An 18,894-nucleotide genomic window follows, 5' to 3' on the forward strand; every position below is an offset into this window, starting at 1 on the left:
ATATGAGAATTCTATTTGTACTTTTTTATGTGTTTTTACTCCTCAATGTCTATGGGCAGGAGGATCACTTTATCATTTATTTAACGGACAAAGGCTCCAGTTATGAGCTGATGAATCAGCCAGAGTTGTTTCTTTCCAAGCGGGCCATTCTGAGGAAAGAAGTATACGGGATTCCTTTAGATGAAAGCGATCTGCCGGTATGTAAAGTTTATCAACGAAAAGTGAGCGATGTACTAAAAGGTCGTGGTAGATTGCTTCAAAAAAGCAAGTGGCTCAACGCTTTATTTGTAGAAGCTCCTTTTGAAATAGTAGATGAGATTCAGCAACTGCCATTTGTGCAACAGATTGTGCATTATCGGCCGAGCCGTTCACAACTGACCCGAACACAGGTAGTAAATCATGGACTATCACGTCCGCAAATCGAGATGCTTCATGGGGAGTATTTGCACAACCAGGGTTTTTTGGGGCAAGGGATGCTGATTGCCGTGTTTGATGGCGGTTATTTCAATGCTAATACAGCTACTGTGTTTGATTCTTTATGGCAACAGGGAAGAGTAAAGCTCACTTTTAATTTCAATAATAATACGACCAATATTTTCTTTCCAGGGTCTCATGGTACTTCGGTCCTTGGTGTTTTAGCCTCTCTTGTACCTGGACAAATGGTCGGTACAGCCCCGAAAGCAGATTACATACTCCTTCAAACCGAATATGAACCTACTGAAACCAGACAAGAGGAATACAATTGGCTTGCTGGAGCTGAATTGAGCGATTCAATGGGTGTTGATATCATCAATTCCTCATTGGGATACAACACATTTGACGATCCGTCGGACAACTATACACTCTCACAACTAGACGGCCAGACTGCCATTGTCACACAGGCAGCACTATTTGCAGCTCGCAAAGGGATATTGGTAGTAAATTCTGCTGGGAATGAAGGAAACAAATCATGGGGAAAGATATTATTTCCTGCCGATGCAGACTCTATCCTCGCCGTTGGTGGAGTCAACAGCGCTGGCCAACGGGTTAATTTTAGCAGCATGGGGCCCACAGCAGATGGAAGGATAAAACCGGATATTGCAGCACAGGCATTTCAGGTGATTACTATTAACAGCAGCGGAAACGCTACCACAGCAAACGGGACATCCTTTTCAGCTCCCCTTATCAGTGGATTGGCCGCTTGTCTTTGGCAGGCGTTTCCTAATAAAAATTTTTTTGAAATCAGAAATGCTATTTTACAGAGCGGGAATCAGGCTTCAAATCCTGATACTTTATTGGGTTATGGAATACCTAATTTCCAGCTGGCTGCATCATTGTTGCTTTCAAGTCAGGAATTTGTCGAAGATGATATCGCTGTTTCGGTGTATCCTGTTCCTGCAAATGATGCTATCTTTTTATCTACTAACAAACAAGTTAGAGAGATTACAGTTTTTGATGGCTATGGAAGGAATATTTTATACTCAGAGCATTACAATTCAGTCAATGGCATAGACATTCGTCATCTTCCAGCGGGTTTATATTTCATTCAATTCAAATCTGGAGAAACTACCTTTACCCGTAAATTCATCAAACATTGATAGAAGACAGATTCAATTTTCAGAAAAACAGGGTTTGCAAATTATTTGGCATTGAATATCCGGTCATTCAGGCCGGAATGATATGGGTAAGTGGATGGAAGCTCGCCCGAGCTGTAAGCGATGCTGGAGGGTTGGGTATCATAGGTGCCGGAAGCATGTACCCTGATGTTTTACGAGAACACATCCTTAAGTTTAAAGCGCATTCCCGGCGGCCTTTTGCCGTAAATGTGCCTATGCTATATCCCGATTTGGACACGATCATCGACATTATCATTGAAGAGAAAGTGCCCATTGTGTTTACTTCTGCTGGAAACCCTGCCACTTACACTTCAAGGTTAAAAGATGAAGGTCTCAAAGTAGTACATGTTGTCAGTAGTGTAAAATTTGCTTTGAAAGCTCAAGCAGCAGGAGTGGATGCTGTAGTGGCTGAGGGTTTTGAAGCCGGAGGTCACAACGGCAGGGAAGAAACCACCACTATGGTGCTCATCCCCGCAGTTCGTAAAGAAGTTGATATTCCACTGATTGCTGCAGGTGGTATAGGTTCCGGGGCATCGATGATGGCTGCCATGGCACTGGGTGCTGAAGGGGTTCAAGTAGGCTCGCGTTTTGCAGCTTCCGAAGAAAGTTCGGCACATCAGGCTTTTAAACAAGCAATTGTAGAGGCCAAAGAAGGAGATACCATCCTGACATTAAAAGAGTTGGCTCCCGTCAGGCTAATAAAGAACAAATTTTATCAACAAATAAAAGCAGCTTATGAGCGCGGAGCATCCGTAGAAGAGCTCAGGCAAATCCTTGGAAGAGCCAGGGCAAAAAAAGGAATGTTTGAAGGTGATCTCGACGAAGGAGAGCTCGAAATAGGCCAGATCTCTGCTATAATTGATTCGGTCTTGCCTGCAGGTAAAATTCTCAATCAAATAGTAGAAGAATTTCAATCTCTAAGAGAGCAGATTAGTAGGGCTTAATTTTTTAAAAAATGCGGATTTTTGGAAATTGTCCGTTACTTCACTCCCTATTTTTGTTATATGATTATCTACTGTTTTAATTTGTATCAAATTATATTGGGATGAATGAGCTATTTGGTAAATATAAATTGCTTATAACTCTCTGGACCATTTTTTTAATAGGTTCAGTGGAGGCCAGTCACATTAGAGGAGGTGAAATTACCTGGAGGTGTGCGCCAAACGGAGGATGGATTTTTACTTTTAAAATTTACGGAGAGTGCGGAAGTACAGTAGTAAACCAATTTGAAACAGCGCTAACACAGCAGCTACAACTTCAGAACTATCCCACAGTGGGAGCTGCTACCAATATTACAGTAACTAGGATTAGCCGTCAGGACATTTCACCCAAATGCTGGAATCCCACATGGGAGTGGAGATGCACACCAAACAACCAACCTCCTTTCAACGGTCAAAACCCACAATGCCCGCCACAGTTCACCCCATGTAATTGGAACGGACAATCTTATGGAGCTGTTGCTGAGTTTGTATATGAGTCACAACCCATTATGCTGAGTGGCACACCGCCCGCACAAGGATGGATGGTAAGCTGGAATGTTTGCTGCAGAAATAACTCAATAAACATCGTAGGCGCTTCAGGGCAAAACGCTTGGTTTAGAAGTGTGATGCTTCCCAAGCCAAATCTGGCAGGAACAGGTTTTATGAATGCAACAACCTGCTACGACAATTCACCTCAATTTCTTGAGCCACCTGTAGTAGTTATTTGTGCGGGAGCTCCGCAGATTTACAGCCCACTGTCCTTTGATAAAGATTTGGATCCCGTACAGTATGCACTGGCCAATGGATTAGGCAATAACGGCAATCCAATGACCTGGGCCACAGGATTCAGCGCTACACAACCATTTCCTACTAATGCTCCAAACGGTCCTACTACAATTGACCCCTCCACTGGAAATATTACAATAAATCAAATAGGAAACATCAATGAAGGCAACTATCTCCTGGTCATTGAAGTAACCTCCTTTTGCGGAGGAGTGCCCATAGCACGTATTTACAGGGATGTGCAGATTTCCATTGTGAACTGTCAAAAAATACCAAACAACCCGCCTAACAGCGCACCATCTCTTACAATTTCGCCTTCAGGCAACCTAAATTACACCTTAGTTGGAAATAATCTCACCGTATTTGCAACGGCCAAAGACACAATTCAATTTAATCTATTGGCGCAGGATGTGGATTTAAATCCTTTGCCTCCTACAATGATTCCGGCAATGCCTCAACAAATAACTTTTTTTGCGGCCGGTGGTCAGGTTGGGGCGAATCTCACCGATACAAACAACTGTGACTTTCCGCCTTGTGCTGTGATGCATCCAGGCCCAGGTCAGGCTACTTATACGAATCCAGTAAACAATGCCATAAAATTTTTCTGGAGAACAGACTGCAACCATTTGAGTAGCAATTCTCTTTGCGGTATAACCGGCTTAAATGAATATGTCTTTACTCTTAGAATGTCTGATAATTATTGTCCGTCACCTGCCATATCCATAGCTACAGTTAAGGTAATCATAAATGCTTCCACAGCAGATTCAGCACGTTTTCACTGCGTCAATCGGATTAATGCCAATGGTCAATACGAATTAAACTGGACTCCACCTCAGGATACAGGATATAATTTCAATTATTACATTATATACGGAAGTCCTTCCCCAGCCGGACCATATGTTCCATTGGACACTTTGTATGGCTGGTCCACAAATACCTATACAACTCAACCCTTAACTCCGGCGAGCGGATGGAGCTTTTACATTGGGACCAACATGGGTTGTAATTATGTATCAGTATCTGATACCTTACAGGCCATAGAACTCAATCTGGCTGTAAATCCACCTACTAGCGGACAGTACGCCTTACTTAATTGGAATGATGTAAAAGTAAATAACCCATCCGGTAAATCATTTAAAATTTGGGCAGAAATACCACATGGCTCCGGAAATTGGGTGAAATTAGACTCCACTACTTTATTGAATTACACAGATACTGTCAATGCTTGCGGTGATACAGTGGCCTTTCAGATAAGGACTGAACCTGACTCTGGAAGCACTTGCATCTTTACATCCAATATAGAATTGGGATATTTCTCGGATATCTCCAACACCGATACCATGTCCATTATTTATGTTACCGTTGTAAATGACAAAGCTCAAATTGACTTTTTGCCGAGCTCTTCCGGCGACGTCGTTGTCTATTATCTTCTGAATGGTGATCCGTTCACCAACACCTGGTCAATAGTAGATACCATTTTGATTAATGATCCATTACCTCACATCTGGCAAGGTTCAAATGCCGGAAATCAGATAGAATATTTTAAGGTCATTTCAGCAGATTCCTGTGGCAATTTTTCGGATGATATTCCAGTAATCTGGCACAATACATTATTGCTGAACTATATCCTAAGGGTATGCGAAGGCACTAACACCTTGTATTGGAACAGATACGAGGGCTGGGGAGCAGACCTTATTGGATACGAAGTGTATGCAGATATCAATTCGCCAATACTGGGATTTTTGCCAAATCAATTAATGTACAGTGGGTCTGCGCTTGATACTTTTTTTGTACAAACATCTTTTGAAGAGGGTGCAGACTATTGCTATAGAGTCGAGGCCATACATTCTAACGGACTTAGGTCTGTATCCCAAATCACCTGCATGAATCCCGGTGTACTCATCCCATCTTCGCTGATGTATATTCCGTATACAGAGGTGAAAAATGATGCAATACACCTTGAATTTTTTTACGATGGTACGGCTGATATTTCAGAGTACATCCTTCAAAGAGGACATTCAGCCACCGGACCTTACTATGAGATTGTAAGATGGCCACACGGGCAAAATCCTCCCTTCCGGCATACCTTTACCGACACGAAGGTTGACCTCAATCAAAGTTATTTCTATCGGGTAGTAGGGATTAATAACTGTGATACCATAGGTGCGGTTTCCAACCATGCCAGAAACATAGTAGCCAAAGCCAGACCCTTGAGAAGTGACCAGAATGTGGTAAACTGGAATCCCTATACTCAGTTCGATGGAGGTGTGCTTCAATATCAAATACTCAGAAAAGTGGGTGAATTTGGCGGATGGCAGTTACTGCCAGCCAATATTACGGGTACAGACACTTCTTATATCGATGACATATCTTATTTTGATGGCAGAGAAAACATTTTTTGCTATAAAATCCTTGCTCTCGAAGGTACAAATACATTGCCTTTGCCACCGGGCTTCGGACCGTTTGTTAGCACATCTAATGAAGTATGCGTACACCAGAAGGTCAAGATGTTTGTACCCAATGCAATACGGCCAGGATCTCCCATACTTGAAAACAGAGTCTTTGGTGTACAGGCTAGATACCTGGATTTTACAAGGTTCAGCATGCAGATATTCAATCGTTGGGGACAGCTTATGTTTGAAACCGATGATCCGGCTCAGGCCTGGGATGGGACATATCGCGGACAGGAAGCTCCTCCAGGAGTCTATACCTACATAATCCGATATGCCACTCCAGGTGACCTTGACCAGGAAGAGAGAGGTTCTTTTACGCTGATAAGATAAAATTCTAACATAACTTTGGCCCGCTCAATGAGCGGGTTTTTTATTGCCAATGCACGAATGAAAAAACTTCTTTTCGCTCTATTCATTACTTTGTTTTGTGTAGGAATAGAAGCTCATGCCCAGATAGCAGAAGAAATGAGTGAAAGTACCAGGCTAATGTTTCAAAACTACAAAAAGAGATTTGAAAACAAAAGCAGGGTAACCGGATACCGAATTCAGCTTTTTAGCGGTAATAAACAAATGGCAGACAAAATCAGAACTCAATACCTTCAATTGAATCAGACGCATCAGGTATATACAGTTTTTGAAATGCCCAATTATAAAGTACAGGTAGGCGACTTCAGAGACCGGCTGGAAGCTGAAGGAGTGCGGGTAGAGCTGATGCAGACGTTTAATGGGGCCTTTTTGGTCAAAACTCAAATTACCCCCTTTCTCAGAATTCAACAAAACTAAATGATACAATAGATGAAATACAAACGCGTTTTGCTCAAACTCAGCGGAGAAGCACTTATGGGGACGCAGAATTATGGCATTGATTCGAAAAGGCTGAAAGAATACGCCAATGAAATAAAAGATGTAGTGGAACAAGGTCTTCAGCTTGCCATTGTAATAGGTGGAGGGAATATTTTCAGAGGAGTCTCTGGAGCTGCTGCTGGAATGGATCGTGTACAAGCCGATCATATGGGCATGTTGGCAACAGTGATCAATGCGCTGGCATTGCAATCAGCCCTTGAAAATGAAGGCATTTACACTCGCTGCATGTCAGCCATTGAAATGAATAAAATCGCTGAACCTTTCATCAGAAGACGAGCCATCCGACATTTGGAAAAAGGAAGAGTCGTCATTTTTGCCGGGGGTACCGGAAATCCCTACTTTACCACCGATACGGCCGCTACACTTCGGGCTATAGAGATAGATGCAGATGCTATATTAAAAGGCACACGTGTAGATGGCATTTATACGGCTGACCCTGAAAAAGATGCAACAGCTACGCGTTTCGAATCACTGTCCTTTAAGGAAGTCTATGAAAAAGGCCTCAATGTAATGGATATGACAGCATTTACCCTAAGTCAAGAAAACAACCTGCCTATCATCGTCTTCGATATGAATAAACCTGGAAATCTGAAAAAGGTGATACTCGGTGAAAACGTAGGAACTATTGTAACTAATTAATATAAAAGACTATGGACGAAATCCAACTAATACTCGAGACGGCTGAAGAAGGGATGAAAAAAGCTGTTCATCACCTGGAAAAAGAGCTTGTTAAGATCAGAGCCGGAAAAGCAAACCCCGCACTGCTCGAAAGCATCAAACTCGAATACTACGGTGTGATGAGCCCGCTGCATACAGTAGCCAATGTGATGGTCCCCGATGCCCGAACCATTACTGTTCAACCCTGGGAAAAGAAAATGATACCTGAAATCGAAAAGGCAATCATGAATTCAGGACTTGGCCTAAACCCTCAAAACAATGGGGAGATGGTTATCATCAACATTCCACCTCTTACCGAAGAGCGAAGAAAAGACTTGGTAAAACAAAGCCGGTCTGAAGCCGAGCATGCCCGTGTAGGAATACGAGCTGCCCGCAAAGAAGCCAACGATGAGCTGAAAAAGCTTCAAAATCAAGGTGTAGCTGAAGATCTGGTAAAAGATGCTGAAGAACGCGTGCAAAAGCTTACCAATCAATACATCGCAAAAGTTGATCAGATTTTGGAGAAAAAAGAAGCAGATATCATGACCGTATAATAATGAAATCGAATACGGCAATTGTGGGTCTGCCTACAGTTTTTGTTGGCATCCCCCCCAGCTTAGCAAAGGGGGGGAGGTCGATTACCGCCTTAGTTGATTGCGTTTTCAAAATTCAATCTTGTACAAATCATATTATGAATTTGGACATCCTGAAATCAACAGTATCGAACTTCAGTGAATCCCATGAGCTAAGGTGCCGATGCCAAGTATTGGTTAGGAAGTTCTGGATTCTTGATATGGCGTAGTATTTATTCGCACAAGTAAGAGAGCGAGATATACCCTTGGATTATTTAGAGAAAGTCCATGTATGGAGAAGAAATGTTTTAATTTCTATCGCTTTATCAAGGTGTTGTCAGTAATTTCTAGTACTGATATGGACTTCAGAATTTCTACAGTTAAAACCTCAATTAATGCTTGACTTCTAAATTATTGACCTGAACGAAGAATCTTTTCCATCTTTCGACCCTTCGCAAGTTCGTCAACAAGTTTGTCCAGATACCGGATATTTCTGGTGAGCTCATTTTCTATCTCTTCTATCCGATAGCCACATATAACTCCGGTAATGTACCTGGCATTTTCATGAATGGATGCTTGCTTAAAAAACTCTTCAAAAGTCGAATTTTCTTCGATATGTTTAAAAATCTGATGTTCATTAAAACCTGTTAGCCATTCGATTACCTGGTGAAGTTCCTGCCGTGTTCGACCCTTTTTTTCCAGCTTTGCTACATAATGCGGATAAACAGAAGCAAAGGTCATTTTAGCAATTTTTTCATGGTGTTCTTTGGAAGATTTCATGCATCATTAGTTAAGGAGTTGAATTTCAAAAAGTAATTGCACCTCGTGTACAGCTATTGTAAAAGTACAAATTTTGTAAAAAGCTGTAGCTAAATAAAAAATCCACATCCGGAATTTACCTGAATGTGGACAATTAAGGAAATGTTTTCAATTAATCCTTTTTCTTTCTTTGCTTTCGGGCATATTCGCTCAAGCCATAGGTAACTCCCGCTGCAGCAAGAAGTCCTACTAGTCCGTTGATAGGTGTTGGATTGTTGGGCATTCCGGGCTGGGCTGATGTAAGTATCGGCAGAAGTAAAACCAGGAGATTAAAAAATATTCTCATAGTAAAGTTGAATTTATTAGATTAAAAAATAGTTTTAATAGTTGTGGATTGGTCAGATTCTGTGAGGCGAATTAAATAAAGACCTTTAGGTAGGACAGGGGCTTGGAATACATGTACTCCGCGTGAAAGAGCTGTGCGATTGCTGTAAACTGTTTTTCCCGTAAGGTCAATGATTTCCAAAAGGGCTACAGTTTCAATGTCTTTTTGGATGAAAATCTTATCTGAAGAAGTCCACAGATTGGTTTTTGTTGGTTTTTGATTGATTACTCCTACGGCAGGAGCATTAATGTGGATCATAAAGCGATTGACTTCGATTGAGGGATGATGTTGAAAGGTATATCCAGATTGATACAGGTCTGTAAGGATTTTGGAGTGGCGATCTTCGAGAACTACAGTGAAGGCATGATCCTGTTCATCGGCATTGATAGGTTCGATGGTAAAGATGCCCGGTTGGTTGTGTTCAAAATAGAGAGGTATTGAACGGCTTCCTGTCATGAGTTTACTCTGAGTATTGATCGAAAGAGCCACATTATCCTGGTATGTATAGAACTGTTGATAGCCGTTTTCATTAAACCTGGCTACTACATCTTCATGCATTTGGAAGTTGTCATTGGCCTGATTTCTTGCAGATAGGTATGTTTTAATCACTTTACCGTTGGCCGAATTCACTGAACGCAAAGTGAAGTGATATTCACCTGGCTGTGTTTGTGGTTTGGATAAATTGGATGGATTGGATAAGGTAACCCCGGTTGTTTTAAATACAAATTGCTGAGAAGAAGGTAAGGCTAATCGCTGCACCCAAAACGATTGTCCCAATGGAAGATAGCGCAAGTTAGAATTCCCAGTATTATTTGCATGGTGATAGGTATCATAAGCTCCATCCCGGTATACGTGAATGCCAAATGAGCCCGAACTGTTGAGTTCTCCCTCGGCTATGTCAAAATTCGCTGTATAAGGGTTTGAGATCAGGTTCTAACCTTGAGTTTGGGCTACCGGACCTATGAGAAAGGGAGAAGATTGCCCATCGTTGTACAACAGTGATACACCATAGTTTTGTGATTGATCTTCGATGGTTCCTGAGGATGTGGTGATGGTGGCAGGCAGGGAGTTGACAAAGGTGCCGAACTGGTTATCACCCACATAGAGTACCCATCCTTCAGCTGAGGTAAAAGCATCCGTAGCTGATGTCGGAGCTATGTAACTAGCCTGATTGGCATCCCATCGATAAACAGAGCCTGATGCACTGTTGATAAACATGATGGCACTGGAGGCTACAACAGAATTCAGAGGTGCAGCTACTGGCATGCGCGTGTGAATCCACTTTCCGGTGCCCGATGTACCTTCTATATGTTGCGATACCCTGACATTCGGCACAGCCCCATTAACTTTCAGGAGAGCAGCACCGTTAGCTGCAGATGCACGCAGTTCGATCACTCCATTGTTGGTGACGGAACCTCCAACTGAAAGTCGTCCACCGGGAAAAACAACCAACGTATCAGAAACTATGGATAGGTTTCCTGTAACAGAGAACGTATTGTTGGTGCCAAAGTCTATCAGATTAGCGGATGACTGGATCAATAGATTTCCTTTTACTGTATAGGAAGCTGAAATACTAGAAGTAGGTCTGAAATTGATGAAATTGGAAGAATTTAAAATAAGATTATTGAATTCGCACACTGCCGGATTGTCATTATTAGCTCCGTCTCGGCGGATGTTGTGGTTGCTTGTAGAGCCATCGAGTCTTCTGATTTCAAACGTTCCTGTAAGGTTGTAGGCCGAAGTAAGGCCTTGAGCTTCAATGTTGTCACCAATAAGTATATGTTGACCTCCGTCGTTAAATTGTGCCGTGCCTGTGTAGTTAAGAATGATTCGGTTGTACAGCGCTATAGGAGCTGCAATATTGAGAGAACCGGAGGATTTGGTAGAAATAAGACGACCAATTCGCAGTGTATCGGAGTTAGAGGCAGCCCAAATCCACTGGTTTCCTACAGAGCTCATTTCAATATTGGTATTTCGCTGAGTGGTGTTTGAATTTCCGCTACCGGGTTGCATGTTGACACCGGTATTTAGCTTTATGGAGTCCCCAGTAAAAGTGATCGTGCGAAAAGTAGTACTATTGGTATTAATTGTACCGGCAAGTGTAAGATTGCCTGCTATAGAAAAACTTGCATCTGGCAAATTCTTAGTGGCACTGCCCAGTAATTCCAAATTTCCGTATGAGGCAGCCACTACGTTGAGGGTGAGTGAAGATGGACCTGTGTATCGAAAGGTCGAGCCAGGAGCAATTATCCCGAGTGTTGGAAAATTATTGGTTCGGGTGATGAAAGTTGCGAATTCTGCAATATCGAGTACTGGAGCTATGATTTGTCCGGTACCGGCAGCGGTTGGATCCAGAGACACCTGAATCGGATTGATGCCATCGCCTATTACTACTTTCGAATTGGCCCCGCTGATTTCAAAGGTATAAAAAATGCCCGGGTTACCGTTGGCAATGACGAAGATCTGGTTGGCAGCAGTGAAGCTTGCGGGAGGTGTTCCTGTGCCATCAGGATTGGTGCCCCATGTGGAGAGCAAGTTCAGATCTCCTGTGGTTTTGTTGTAGAACGTAGTGGCTCCAATAGGATCACCTTTAAAAGTTACATTGTCAAAACGCCATGCACCACCGGTAGCGATGGAATTTACATTATTGGCCTGTCTGAACTCACCAGTGGTAGAGTAATGAGCCGCTACAACGCGTACACCAAAGTTTGGATTGTTGTTTGCTCCGGAAATGGCCGAAAAATTAATTATTCTTCTGCTCCAGCTATCTGAAAGGTTGCTTCCTACCGGATCAGAAACATCGATACGCCCGTTGTCTATGCCCCCTCTACCGGAACAACTGTTCGAATAATTCGATGGCGTAACATCCAGATTTAACCAGTTGGTACCGTCGAGGGTGTATTGAATTCGCACAGTTCTGGTAGCTGTACCGGAAAATCTATGGTCGTATTCAAAATATATGTTTTGAAATCCGACTGTGGATACTAAAAACTGCGCTCCGTTGGTCTCGTTTGAACTACCGGGAGTAGCTGGGTTGAATTGCCAGGCATTTGTGCCTGATGTTTGAGTACATCCATTATTTGTACCGGCAAAAGTGCCGGATGCAGGTGTCATTCCAATGGCCGAAGCAGTTCCGGAGCCAAAGGAAGGAGCCGGGTTGGTGGTCGAAGCAACTTGTTCAAAATCCCATTGTGTAATGATGGTTTGACCTGTTGCGACAATGGACGTAGCGATCAGCCCTAAAAGGTTGAGAAGAATAGGTTTAAAGGTAAATTTTTTCATAAAAAACAGTTGTTTTATTAGGGACAAACCTATATGTGTAAGAAAATGTCTATGTTACTATTGTATTAACATTTGTAAAAGTTTGTTTTTGAGTAATTAAAAAACATCATTATTGAAAGTGCGATCAATTATCCAAATGAATAGGTGACGGGGATTACTGCGATTTTATACAGGTAGATATAAACTTTGCAGACTGAAGAAATGGATTGACTTATGATTAACGAGGAAAAGGATATTCTCAGCAAAAGTGAACAGATACCGGTATTGGTGGATTTTTGGGCTCCCTGGTGTGGCCCCTGTAAATTTCTTGGCCCGATCGTCGAAGAATTGGCCCGTGAAGCTGACGGAAAATGGGTTCTGGTAAAGGTAAATACCGATGAGCAACCTGAACTCATGCACAAATACAAAGTACAGGGAATCCCTACTCTAAAGCTTATTCACAAGCGACAGATTGTGGCTGAAAAAGTTGGTGCATTGCCAAAACACGAGCTCAGACTTTGGCTGGATGAACTCCTACCTACACCTGAAAAAGAAAGATGGTTGCAACTTCAGGAAAAACTGTCGGAAACAGAGCTTTCTGCTATGTACTCCGACCTTGAAAAATTTGTCAAGGAATATCCTATGCACAAGGAGGCTCGGAAGTTGCTGCTGAGAGCCTCTGTGCTTAAAACCCCGGAAGAGGCAATTCAAAAGCTTCAGCAATGGACTGATCTGAAGACCGATGAGGAATTAGTTCAGGACCTGATGTCAATCCATGAGTTTTTAACCTCGCCCTATGACCAAAATACGAAGGTTGATCACTACTTGAGAACTGCAGCAGAAGCTTTTCAATCCGGGGAGGCAGAAAAAGCTCTTAACCAACTGATTGATAGTCTTTTGTACGATAAAGAAGCCTATCAGCAACTTGCAAGGCGTGTATGTGTTGCTCTATTTCATCAGTTGGGAGAAAATCATGAGCTTAGCAAAAAGTATAGGAGAAAATTTGGCATGTATCTTAATTGAAAGAACGAATTTGCACGTATTATGGACCGGCATTAGCCGGTTTTTTGTTTAATTATGAAAGTAAATAAATAAACAAAAATCTTGTAAGTGGTTGGTAACTATACTTTTCTTAATGAGAAGTTAGGAAAGAATATGATTTTATATATTTGATAATAAGCAATAAAAAAAAATTTTTTTCATTTATTACGAAAAAAGAAAAAAAAATTATGTTTTATTAAATGCAATATTAAATTAAACAAAAATGATAACAAATTTACTCGATGTCGTTACCATCCCGGTAGACGATCCCGTAGCCTTCACCTTCTTTACCGGCTACATGTCCATGTTTGCAGCTTCCGTATTTTTCTTCATCGAAAGGGGGAGAGTACCGGACAAATGGAAGACCTCGCTGCTGGTATCAGGTTTGATCACCGGTATTGCCGCTGTGCATTACTACTACATGCGCGATTACTACGCAAACACAGGTTCAAACCCAACGGCTCTGCGTTACATTGACTGGACGCTGACCGTACCCCTGATGTGCGTTGAGTTTTATCTGCTCACCAAACCGGCTGGTGCTACCAAAGGACTAATGTGGAGGTTGATCATTGCTGCTGTGTGGATGTTGGTATTTGGCTATATTGGCGAAGCTTTTAATCCAGAAGGTGGAAGCACAAGTCATAGTGTGCTATACGGAGTTCTTTCTACTTTGGGTTATGTATATATCCTCTATCTAGCCTGGTTTGGCGAAGTGAAACAATTGGCCGAAAAAACCCAAAACCCAACTGTAATTCGCGGAATTCGCACTTTGTCATGGTTTATATTGGTGGGTTGGGCCATTTATCCCATCGGATACATGTGTATGCCAGGCGGATGGTTAAATTTAGCCTTTGGATGGCAGCCAAGTGCCGTGGACCTGTTTTACAACATAGCTGATGCCATTAACAAAATAGGTTTTGGCTTGGTGGTGTATGGAATTGCTATTTCCGACCTGGAAAAAGTAAAAGCACAAGCAGCTTAACCATGAATCCAGTAAAAGTTGAAAGAAGTGAGCCGGTTTATCCGGCTCATTTTTATATTAAGCCCTTTATTGAGCTCACAGTAGAGATGCTGGACTGTGTCAGCAAGCACAATTACAGGCGATTGGCAGAGATCTGCGATGATGATTTTGGCATCATCGATATCGATGTGGATGGTGGCTCCAAAATAATCAGAGATCGGAAAGAATGGGAAGAGTGGTTTCAGGGGTTATTCCCTAAGCTAAGAGCAATGAATGCAAATACATGGAGTGAAATCACCGGCTATGAGGCACTCAAAGCGACAGATATGGGCTACAGTGTTGTAGATTTTAATCAGCTCCTGCAATTGCCCGATCGGATATTGTCTTTTCAGGTGATCGCGACCATCATCTGGAGATTGAAAGATGGCCAATGGAAGGAGTCCCGTTATCACAGTTCTTTAATAGGGGTAAAGGAAGTCAATTAACAAACTGTTTGGGTCTGGGATTTCCGGTGGTGCATGACGGGTTTAACGTTGGTTGTATGAAAAATTTACTTTTTGAAAAAGAAGATGCAGAAACAAAGAGAAAAAGGTAAATTTGAAAACAATTGCGCAAGCTGAAGTTTTATATCTAAAATTCTCGAATTATGCAGTGGAGACAAGGTGATGTATTGATCGAATCCATTCCTGAGGATGAACTCAAAGGTAAAGAGGCCAACTCAAATCTGTTAGTAAGAGGTGAAGGCCGCTATCATGGCCATTATGCCACAGGCAATGTAACTGTATTAAGTGACGGATCCGAGATTTTTCTTCGGGTACATTCCAAAGCACAAATTGAACATCTGCATACTCAAACCCTATTGTTTACAGGAGAGCATGCACCTATTGATTTGCCAAAAGGAACTTACAGGATCATAAGACAGCGCGAGTACAATCCCTATCTGAAAGCAATAGAGCTCATTCAGGATTAGGATGAAGGAAGCCAATGAACTTAAGAACTTACTGGCATTTTACTATTCGCTGGCAGAGCTTCCGGCTCCTGATTTTGTAACCATTTGTGATACGCCGAAAGAATTTCACCATCAGGTCCAACGTGCCGCTTTGCGCGAAGACAAGACCCTTCACCAGTTCATGTTGGCGGCTTTTAGAAGTAAAGTACTCAGCGACCTTCATCGCCAACTGACTGCCAAACACCTCATCGAAAAGTACCACCGGCTTTTTAATGAAAAATACCGCGCCAAATTTGTCCAACTGAAAAACAACAGACATCAGATACGGCAGATTCTTTTCGGACAACACACATCCCCCGGTATTTCGACCTTTGTGGTGAGCGACGATACCTTTCTGCTCACGGTTTTTGAAAGTGTATTTAGTGAGTTTATAGCCGAATTCTCAGAGCAACATCCTTTGACCGATATGGTGGGACTGTATGAAGAGCTTTCCCGGAATGGTTCATCGTTTTTTAGCTATCTCACCCGATATGAAGCTGTTATATTGAGATGGCCTGATAATTTTCACGTCACACCAATGGGAATTTTTCACACACCGGATCAACCGTGCCTGTCTTGGAAAGATCAACGCTTTTATTTTTACAACAACTGGCCCATATCTCCCGAATTTTATGAAAACCCAGATCGGGTTACCAAGACCATGGTAATGAGCGAAAAAAACGTCGAAAAAAGGCGAGCCTATATGGAAATTCTCGGCAGTAAGCGTTTTGCTGAACTGCTTGATTTAAGAGTAAGAGACCAGTCCATCGATCGCCAGGGTTATCTGGTAGAACTTTACCAATCCAATCAACCTGATGATCTTTCGGGCGATTACATTCAGTTTGTAAAGGTCATCTGCCCAAGTACCGGTCGGGCGTATATGTTGTGTGTTCCTCCTGAAATTAAGAGTGCGCTTCAAGCTGTGGCCTGGACTTTTGGGAAAGAACTGGATGAATATCAGCCGGTCATCGAAACTTGATCCGGAGAGTACAATCCCAAGCATGCTCTGAGTCACAAAACTGATGTTTTGAAGGGTTTATCTTTGAGCTCTCTTCTTACACAATTCCAATGTAATGAAAAAAATAAAGCCTGTTTATCTTAAAACAATCGGAGCTGTGGCCGGGCTTGCCGGTGGTATGCTGTATTACTATCAGGTGGGTTGTATCAACGGATGTGCGATTTGGTCAAATATTTACACAGCATCTGGATATGGCTTGTTGTTGGGGTATTTGGCAGTTTCTATGTTTGTGGCTGATAAAAAAGAAGTAAAAAGCGATGACCCATCTTGATTCCAAAGAATTTCACAGCAGATTGAATCAGCCCGATTACATTCTGATTGATGTGCGCACACCAGCTGAATATCAGCAGGGCCATATCAAAGGAGCCATTTTGGCAGATATTAACAATCCTCCCGCCTTTATGGCAGAGGTGGAAAAACTGGATAAGGAAAAGCATTACCTGATTTATTGCCGCTCGGGCGCCCGATCTACAAGTGCCTGTATGTATATGGAAAAAATGGGATTTAAAAATGTATATAATTTGAGAGGTGGCATTCTTGAATGGGAATTTGACATCGAAAAATGAGTACATTTCAAGAAATCATCAACAGCCGTGAAATGGTGTTGGTAGATTTTTCAGCCGAGTGGTGTGGACCGTGCAAAATGCAGGCACCGATACTAAAAGAGCTGGCAGGCCATGTGCCGACCGACAGGGTTAAAATTATCAAGATAGATGTGGACAAAAATCCAGCTCTGTCTGCCCAGATGCATGTCAGTGGTGTCCCCACTTTGATTTTGTACAAAAATGGAAAACAAATTTGGAGACAATCGGGAATGGTTCCCCTTCACCATCTGAAAAACATCATTTACTCAAATTTGTCAGCCTGAAGCCACTTATTTGGTTATTTTCAGACAGGGGATTTGGAAGGTTTTAAAAAATCATTAAATAAAACAACGGTTTTACATCGACTAACAGACAAATTATTTATCTACATTTGCAGCCCCTTTTTGGGGCTTTTATTTTTCTGTAAAACAAGGACAATAAATTGATCCCAACCGCAAAAATTTTTTCCAGCAGAGGCTCCAGATATCTTGCGGAGCGAATAGCGGATGCCTACGGGCAGCCTTTGGGCAAAGTGATATTCACAGAATTTAGTGATGGTGAATATCAGCCATCTTTTGAAGAAACTGTGAGGGGTGCTCGTGTCTTTCTGATCAGCTCCACACATCAGCCCAATGACAATTTGATAGAGCTGCTGCTGATGATTGACGCTGCAAAAAGGGCATCGGCCAAGCATATTACCGCAGTAATCCCTTATTTTGGTTGGGCGCGTCAGGACCGGAAGGACAAACCCAGAGTTCCGATAGGAGCTAAGTTGATGGCCGATTTGATTACAGCAGCGGGTGCCACGCGCATCATGACGATGGATCTGCATGCTGACCAGATTCAAGGTTTTTTCGAAATTCCCGTAGATCATCTGTACGCTTCTTCATTGTTTTTGCCTCACATAAAGGCCCAAAATATTGAAAATCTCACCATTGCCTCCCCAGATATGGGGGGCTCCAAAAGGGCAAATACCTATGCCAAGGCGTTAGGTGCAGAAGTAGTAATTTGCTACAAACAAAGGAAAAAGGCTAATGAAATTGAAAAAATAACCGTGATCGGCGATGTAAAAAACCGCAATATCATTCTGGTAGATGATATGATTGACACTGCCGGTACCCTTACAAAAGCAGCGGACATGCTCATGGAGGAAGGAGCCCAAAGTGTAATGGCTTATTGCACCCACCCCCTGCTTAGTGGAGAGGCCTACGAAAAAATTGAACAGTCTTCTCTGTCTAAAGTAGTAGTTACGGATACCATCCCACTTAAAAAAATATCCAAAAAAATTGAAGTAATTTCAATTGCGGAGATGTTTGCTTCGGTGATGAAGAAAGTTCATTATCACCAATCGATAAGTGATTCTTTTATAATATAAAAAACCAACATAGTAATTTAAATTCCGATGAAATCAATTCACATCAGCGCCAAAAAAAGAACAGAGCTAGGAGGCAACTCGGCTGCTCAGCTTCGCCGTGAAGATATGGTGCCATGTGTCCTGTATGGAGGGGATGCACCAATTCACTTCTATGCACACAAAAATGCCTTCAGACACCTGGTCTATACCCCAGAGGTCAAAATTGCTGAAATCGATTTGGAAGGTGAAATTATAAAAGCTGTGATGCAGGACATACAGTTTGATCCTGTCACAGATGCGATCCTTCATATTGACTTCATGCAAATGGTTCCCGGCAGGCCGATTACCGTAGAGATGCCCATCACTCTCACAGGTAATGCACGTGGGGTGCGCTTAGGTGGTAAGCTCAAATTGGTATTGAGAAAAGTAAAAGTTAGAGCACTGCCTGAAAATCTTCCGGATGCAATTGCTTACGACATTACCGAACTCAAAGTAGGTCAAAGCGTGAGAGTTTCAGATTTGCCTACCAACAACTATGAAATTCTCAATGCTCCCACTGCTGTGATCTGTACCATCCGCACCACCAGAAATGTGGTCAAAGAAACCGAAGAGACCGAAGAAGCAACTGCTTAGCAACTG

At 42.3% G+C, this 18,894-nt stretch carries 20 protein-coding genes; 16 read left to right on the forward strand and 4 right to left on the reverse strand.

The genetic code is table 11. The features are described 5' to 3' along the window. The first annotated feature begins 2 nt into the window (after window positions 1–2). From DES35_RS08400 to frr, 6 genes are all read left to right on the forward strand, one after another. Complete coding sequence (locus DES35_RS08400; RefSeq protein ID WP_051889313.1) at window positions 3–1,577, forward strand: S8/S53 family peptidase; 1,575 nt, start codon at window positions 3–5, stop codon at window positions 1,575–1,577. A gap of 77 nt (window positions 1,578–1,654) precedes the next feature. Next, a complete protein-coding gene (locus DES35_RS08405) occupies window positions 1,655–2,539 on the forward strand; it encodes an NAD(P)H-dependent flavin oxidoreductase (protein ID WP_244906340.1) in 885 nt (294 codons plus the stop codon). A 101-nt stretch (window positions 2,540–2,640) separates the two neighbouring features. Then, complete coding sequence (locus tag DES35_RS08410; RefSeq protein WP_114366334.1) at window positions 2,641–6,141, forward strand: T9SS type B sorting domain-containing protein; 3,501 nt, start codon at window positions 2,641–2,643, stop codon at window positions 6,139–6,141. A gap of 27 nt (window positions 6,142–6,168) precedes the next feature. Then, on the forward strand, window positions 6,169–6,594 hold the full coding sequence (locus DES35_RS08415; protein ID WP_037358760.1) for an SPOR domain-containing protein: 426 nt from the start codon (window positions 6,169–6,171) through the stop codon (window positions 6,592–6,594). Window positions 6,595–6,606: 12 nt separating this feature from the next. Beyond that, window positions 6,607–7,314, forward strand: coding sequence for a UMP kinase (gene pyrH, locus DES35_RS08420; RefSeq protein WP_037358755.1), 708 nt, complete (start codon window positions 6,607–6,609; stop codon window positions 7,312–7,314). A gap of 11 nt (window positions 7,315–7,325) precedes the next feature. Next, window positions 7,326–7,886 (forward strand): ribosome recycling factor, encoded by a 561-nt coding sequence (gene frr / locus DES35_RS08425; RefSeq protein ID WP_037358753.1) that lies wholly within the window; start codon window positions 7,326–7,328, stop codon window positions 7,884–7,886. Between the two features lie 429 nt (window positions 7,887–8,315). Here frr and DES35_RS08435 read toward each other — a convergent pair whose 3' ends face one another. The 4 genes from DES35_RS08435 to DES35_RS08445 form a co-directional block, all read right to left on the reverse strand. Beyond that, window positions 8,316–8,684, reverse strand: a complete 369-nt coding sequence (locus tag DES35_RS08435; RefSeq protein WP_037358751.1) for a DUF2200 domain-containing protein — start codon at window positions 8,682–8,684, stop codon at window positions 8,316–8,318. A 151-nt stretch (window positions 8,685–8,835) separates the two neighbouring features. Next, window positions 8,836–9,009: a hypothetical protein gene (locus DES35_RS11550; RefSeq protein ID WP_160171978.1), complete on the reverse strand. Its 174-nt coding sequence runs from the start codon at window positions 9,007–9,009 to the stop codon at window positions 8,836–8,838. 21 nt (window positions 9,010–9,030) lie between these two features. Further along, window positions 9,031–9,807, reverse strand: a complete 777-nt coding sequence (locus DES35_RS08440) for a T9SS type A sorting domain-containing protein (RefSeq protein WP_037358750.1) — start codon at window positions 9,805–9,807, stop codon at window positions 9,031–9,033. Between the two features lie 174 nt (window positions 9,808–9,981). Further along, entirely contained in the window at window positions 9,982–12,330 is a 2,349-nt protein-coding gene (locus DES35_RS08445) for a hypothetical protein (RefSeq protein ID WP_037358748.1), read from the reverse strand. Window positions 12,331–12,543: 213 nt separating this feature from the next. Here DES35_RS08445 and trxA (DES35_RS08450) point away from each other — a divergent pair, with 213 nt between their 5' ends. The 10 genes from trxA (DES35_RS08450) (at window position 12,544) to DES35_RS08495 (ending at window position 18,888) form a co-directional block, all read left to right on the forward strand. After that, entirely contained in the window at window positions 12,544–13,332 is a 789-nt protein-coding gene (trxA, locus tag DES35_RS08450) for a thioredoxin (RefSeq protein WP_037358746.1), read from the forward strand. 241 nt (window positions 13,333–13,573) lie between these two features. Further along, a complete protein-coding gene (locus DES35_RS08455; protein WP_037358742.1) occupies window positions 13,574–14,332 on the forward strand; it encodes a bacteriorhodopsin-like in 759 nt (252 codons plus the stop codon). 2 nt (window positions 14,333–14,334) lie between these two features. Continuing rightward, on the forward strand, window positions 14,335–14,796 hold the full coding sequence (locus tag DES35_RS08460; protein ID WP_037358740.1) for a nuclear transport factor 2 family protein: 462 nt from the start codon (window positions 14,335–14,337) through the stop codon (window positions 14,794–14,796). Window positions 14,797–14,957: 161 nt separating this feature from the next. Continuing rightward, on the forward strand, window positions 14,958–15,281 hold the full coding sequence (locus DES35_RS08465; protein ID WP_037358736.1) for a hypothetical protein: 324 nt from the start codon (window positions 14,958–14,960) through the stop codon (window positions 15,279–15,281). A gap of 1 nt (window position 15,282) precedes the next feature. Continuing rightward, the gene (locus DES35_RS08470; protein WP_037358734.1) at window positions 15,283–16,278 is read left to right on the forward strand and encodes a DUF6745 domain-containing protein; all 996 of its coding nucleotides are present in this window, start codon (window positions 15,283–15,285) and stop codon (window positions 16,276–16,278) included. Window positions 16,279–16,372: 94 nt separating this feature from the next. After that, window positions 16,373–16,588, forward strand: coding sequence for a hypothetical protein (locus DES35_RS08475; protein ID WP_037358731.1), 216 nt, complete (start codon window positions 16,373–16,375; stop codon window positions 16,586–16,588). Then, the gene (locus DES35_RS08480; RefSeq protein ID WP_037358728.1) at window positions 16,575–16,883 is read left to right on the forward strand and encodes a rhodanese-like domain-containing protein; all 309 of its coding nucleotides are present in this window, start codon (window positions 16,575–16,577) and stop codon (window positions 16,881–16,883) included. The genes DES35_RS08475 and DES35_RS08480 overlap by 14 nt, the downstream gene beginning before the upstream one ends. Beyond that, window positions 16,880–17,185, forward strand: coding sequence for a thioredoxin (gene trxA, locus DES35_RS08485; protein ID WP_037358726.1), 306 nt, complete (start codon window positions 16,880–16,882; stop codon window positions 17,183–17,185). The genes DES35_RS08480 and trxA (DES35_RS08485) overlap by 4 nt, the downstream gene beginning before the upstream one ends. Window positions 17,186–17,343: 158 nt before the next feature. Continuing rightward, a complete protein-coding gene (locus tag DES35_RS08490) occupies window positions 17,344–18,276 on the forward strand; it encodes a ribose-phosphate pyrophosphokinase (protein ID WP_037358724.1) in 933 nt (310 codons plus the stop codon). Window positions 18,277–18,303: 27 nt separating this feature from the next. Then, window positions 18,304–18,888 (forward strand): 50S ribosomal protein L25/general stress protein Ctc, encoded by a 585-nt coding sequence (locus DES35_RS08495; protein WP_037358721.1) that lies wholly within the window; start codon window positions 18,304–18,306, stop codon window positions 18,886–18,888. Window positions 18,889–18,894: the final 6 nt, after the last annotated feature.

Origin of the sequence: Schleiferia thermophila, assembly GCF_003337435.1 — a bacterium.
Lineage (GTDB): Bacteria > Bacteroidota > Bacteroidia > Flavobacteriales > Schleiferiaceae > Schleiferia > Schleiferia thermophila.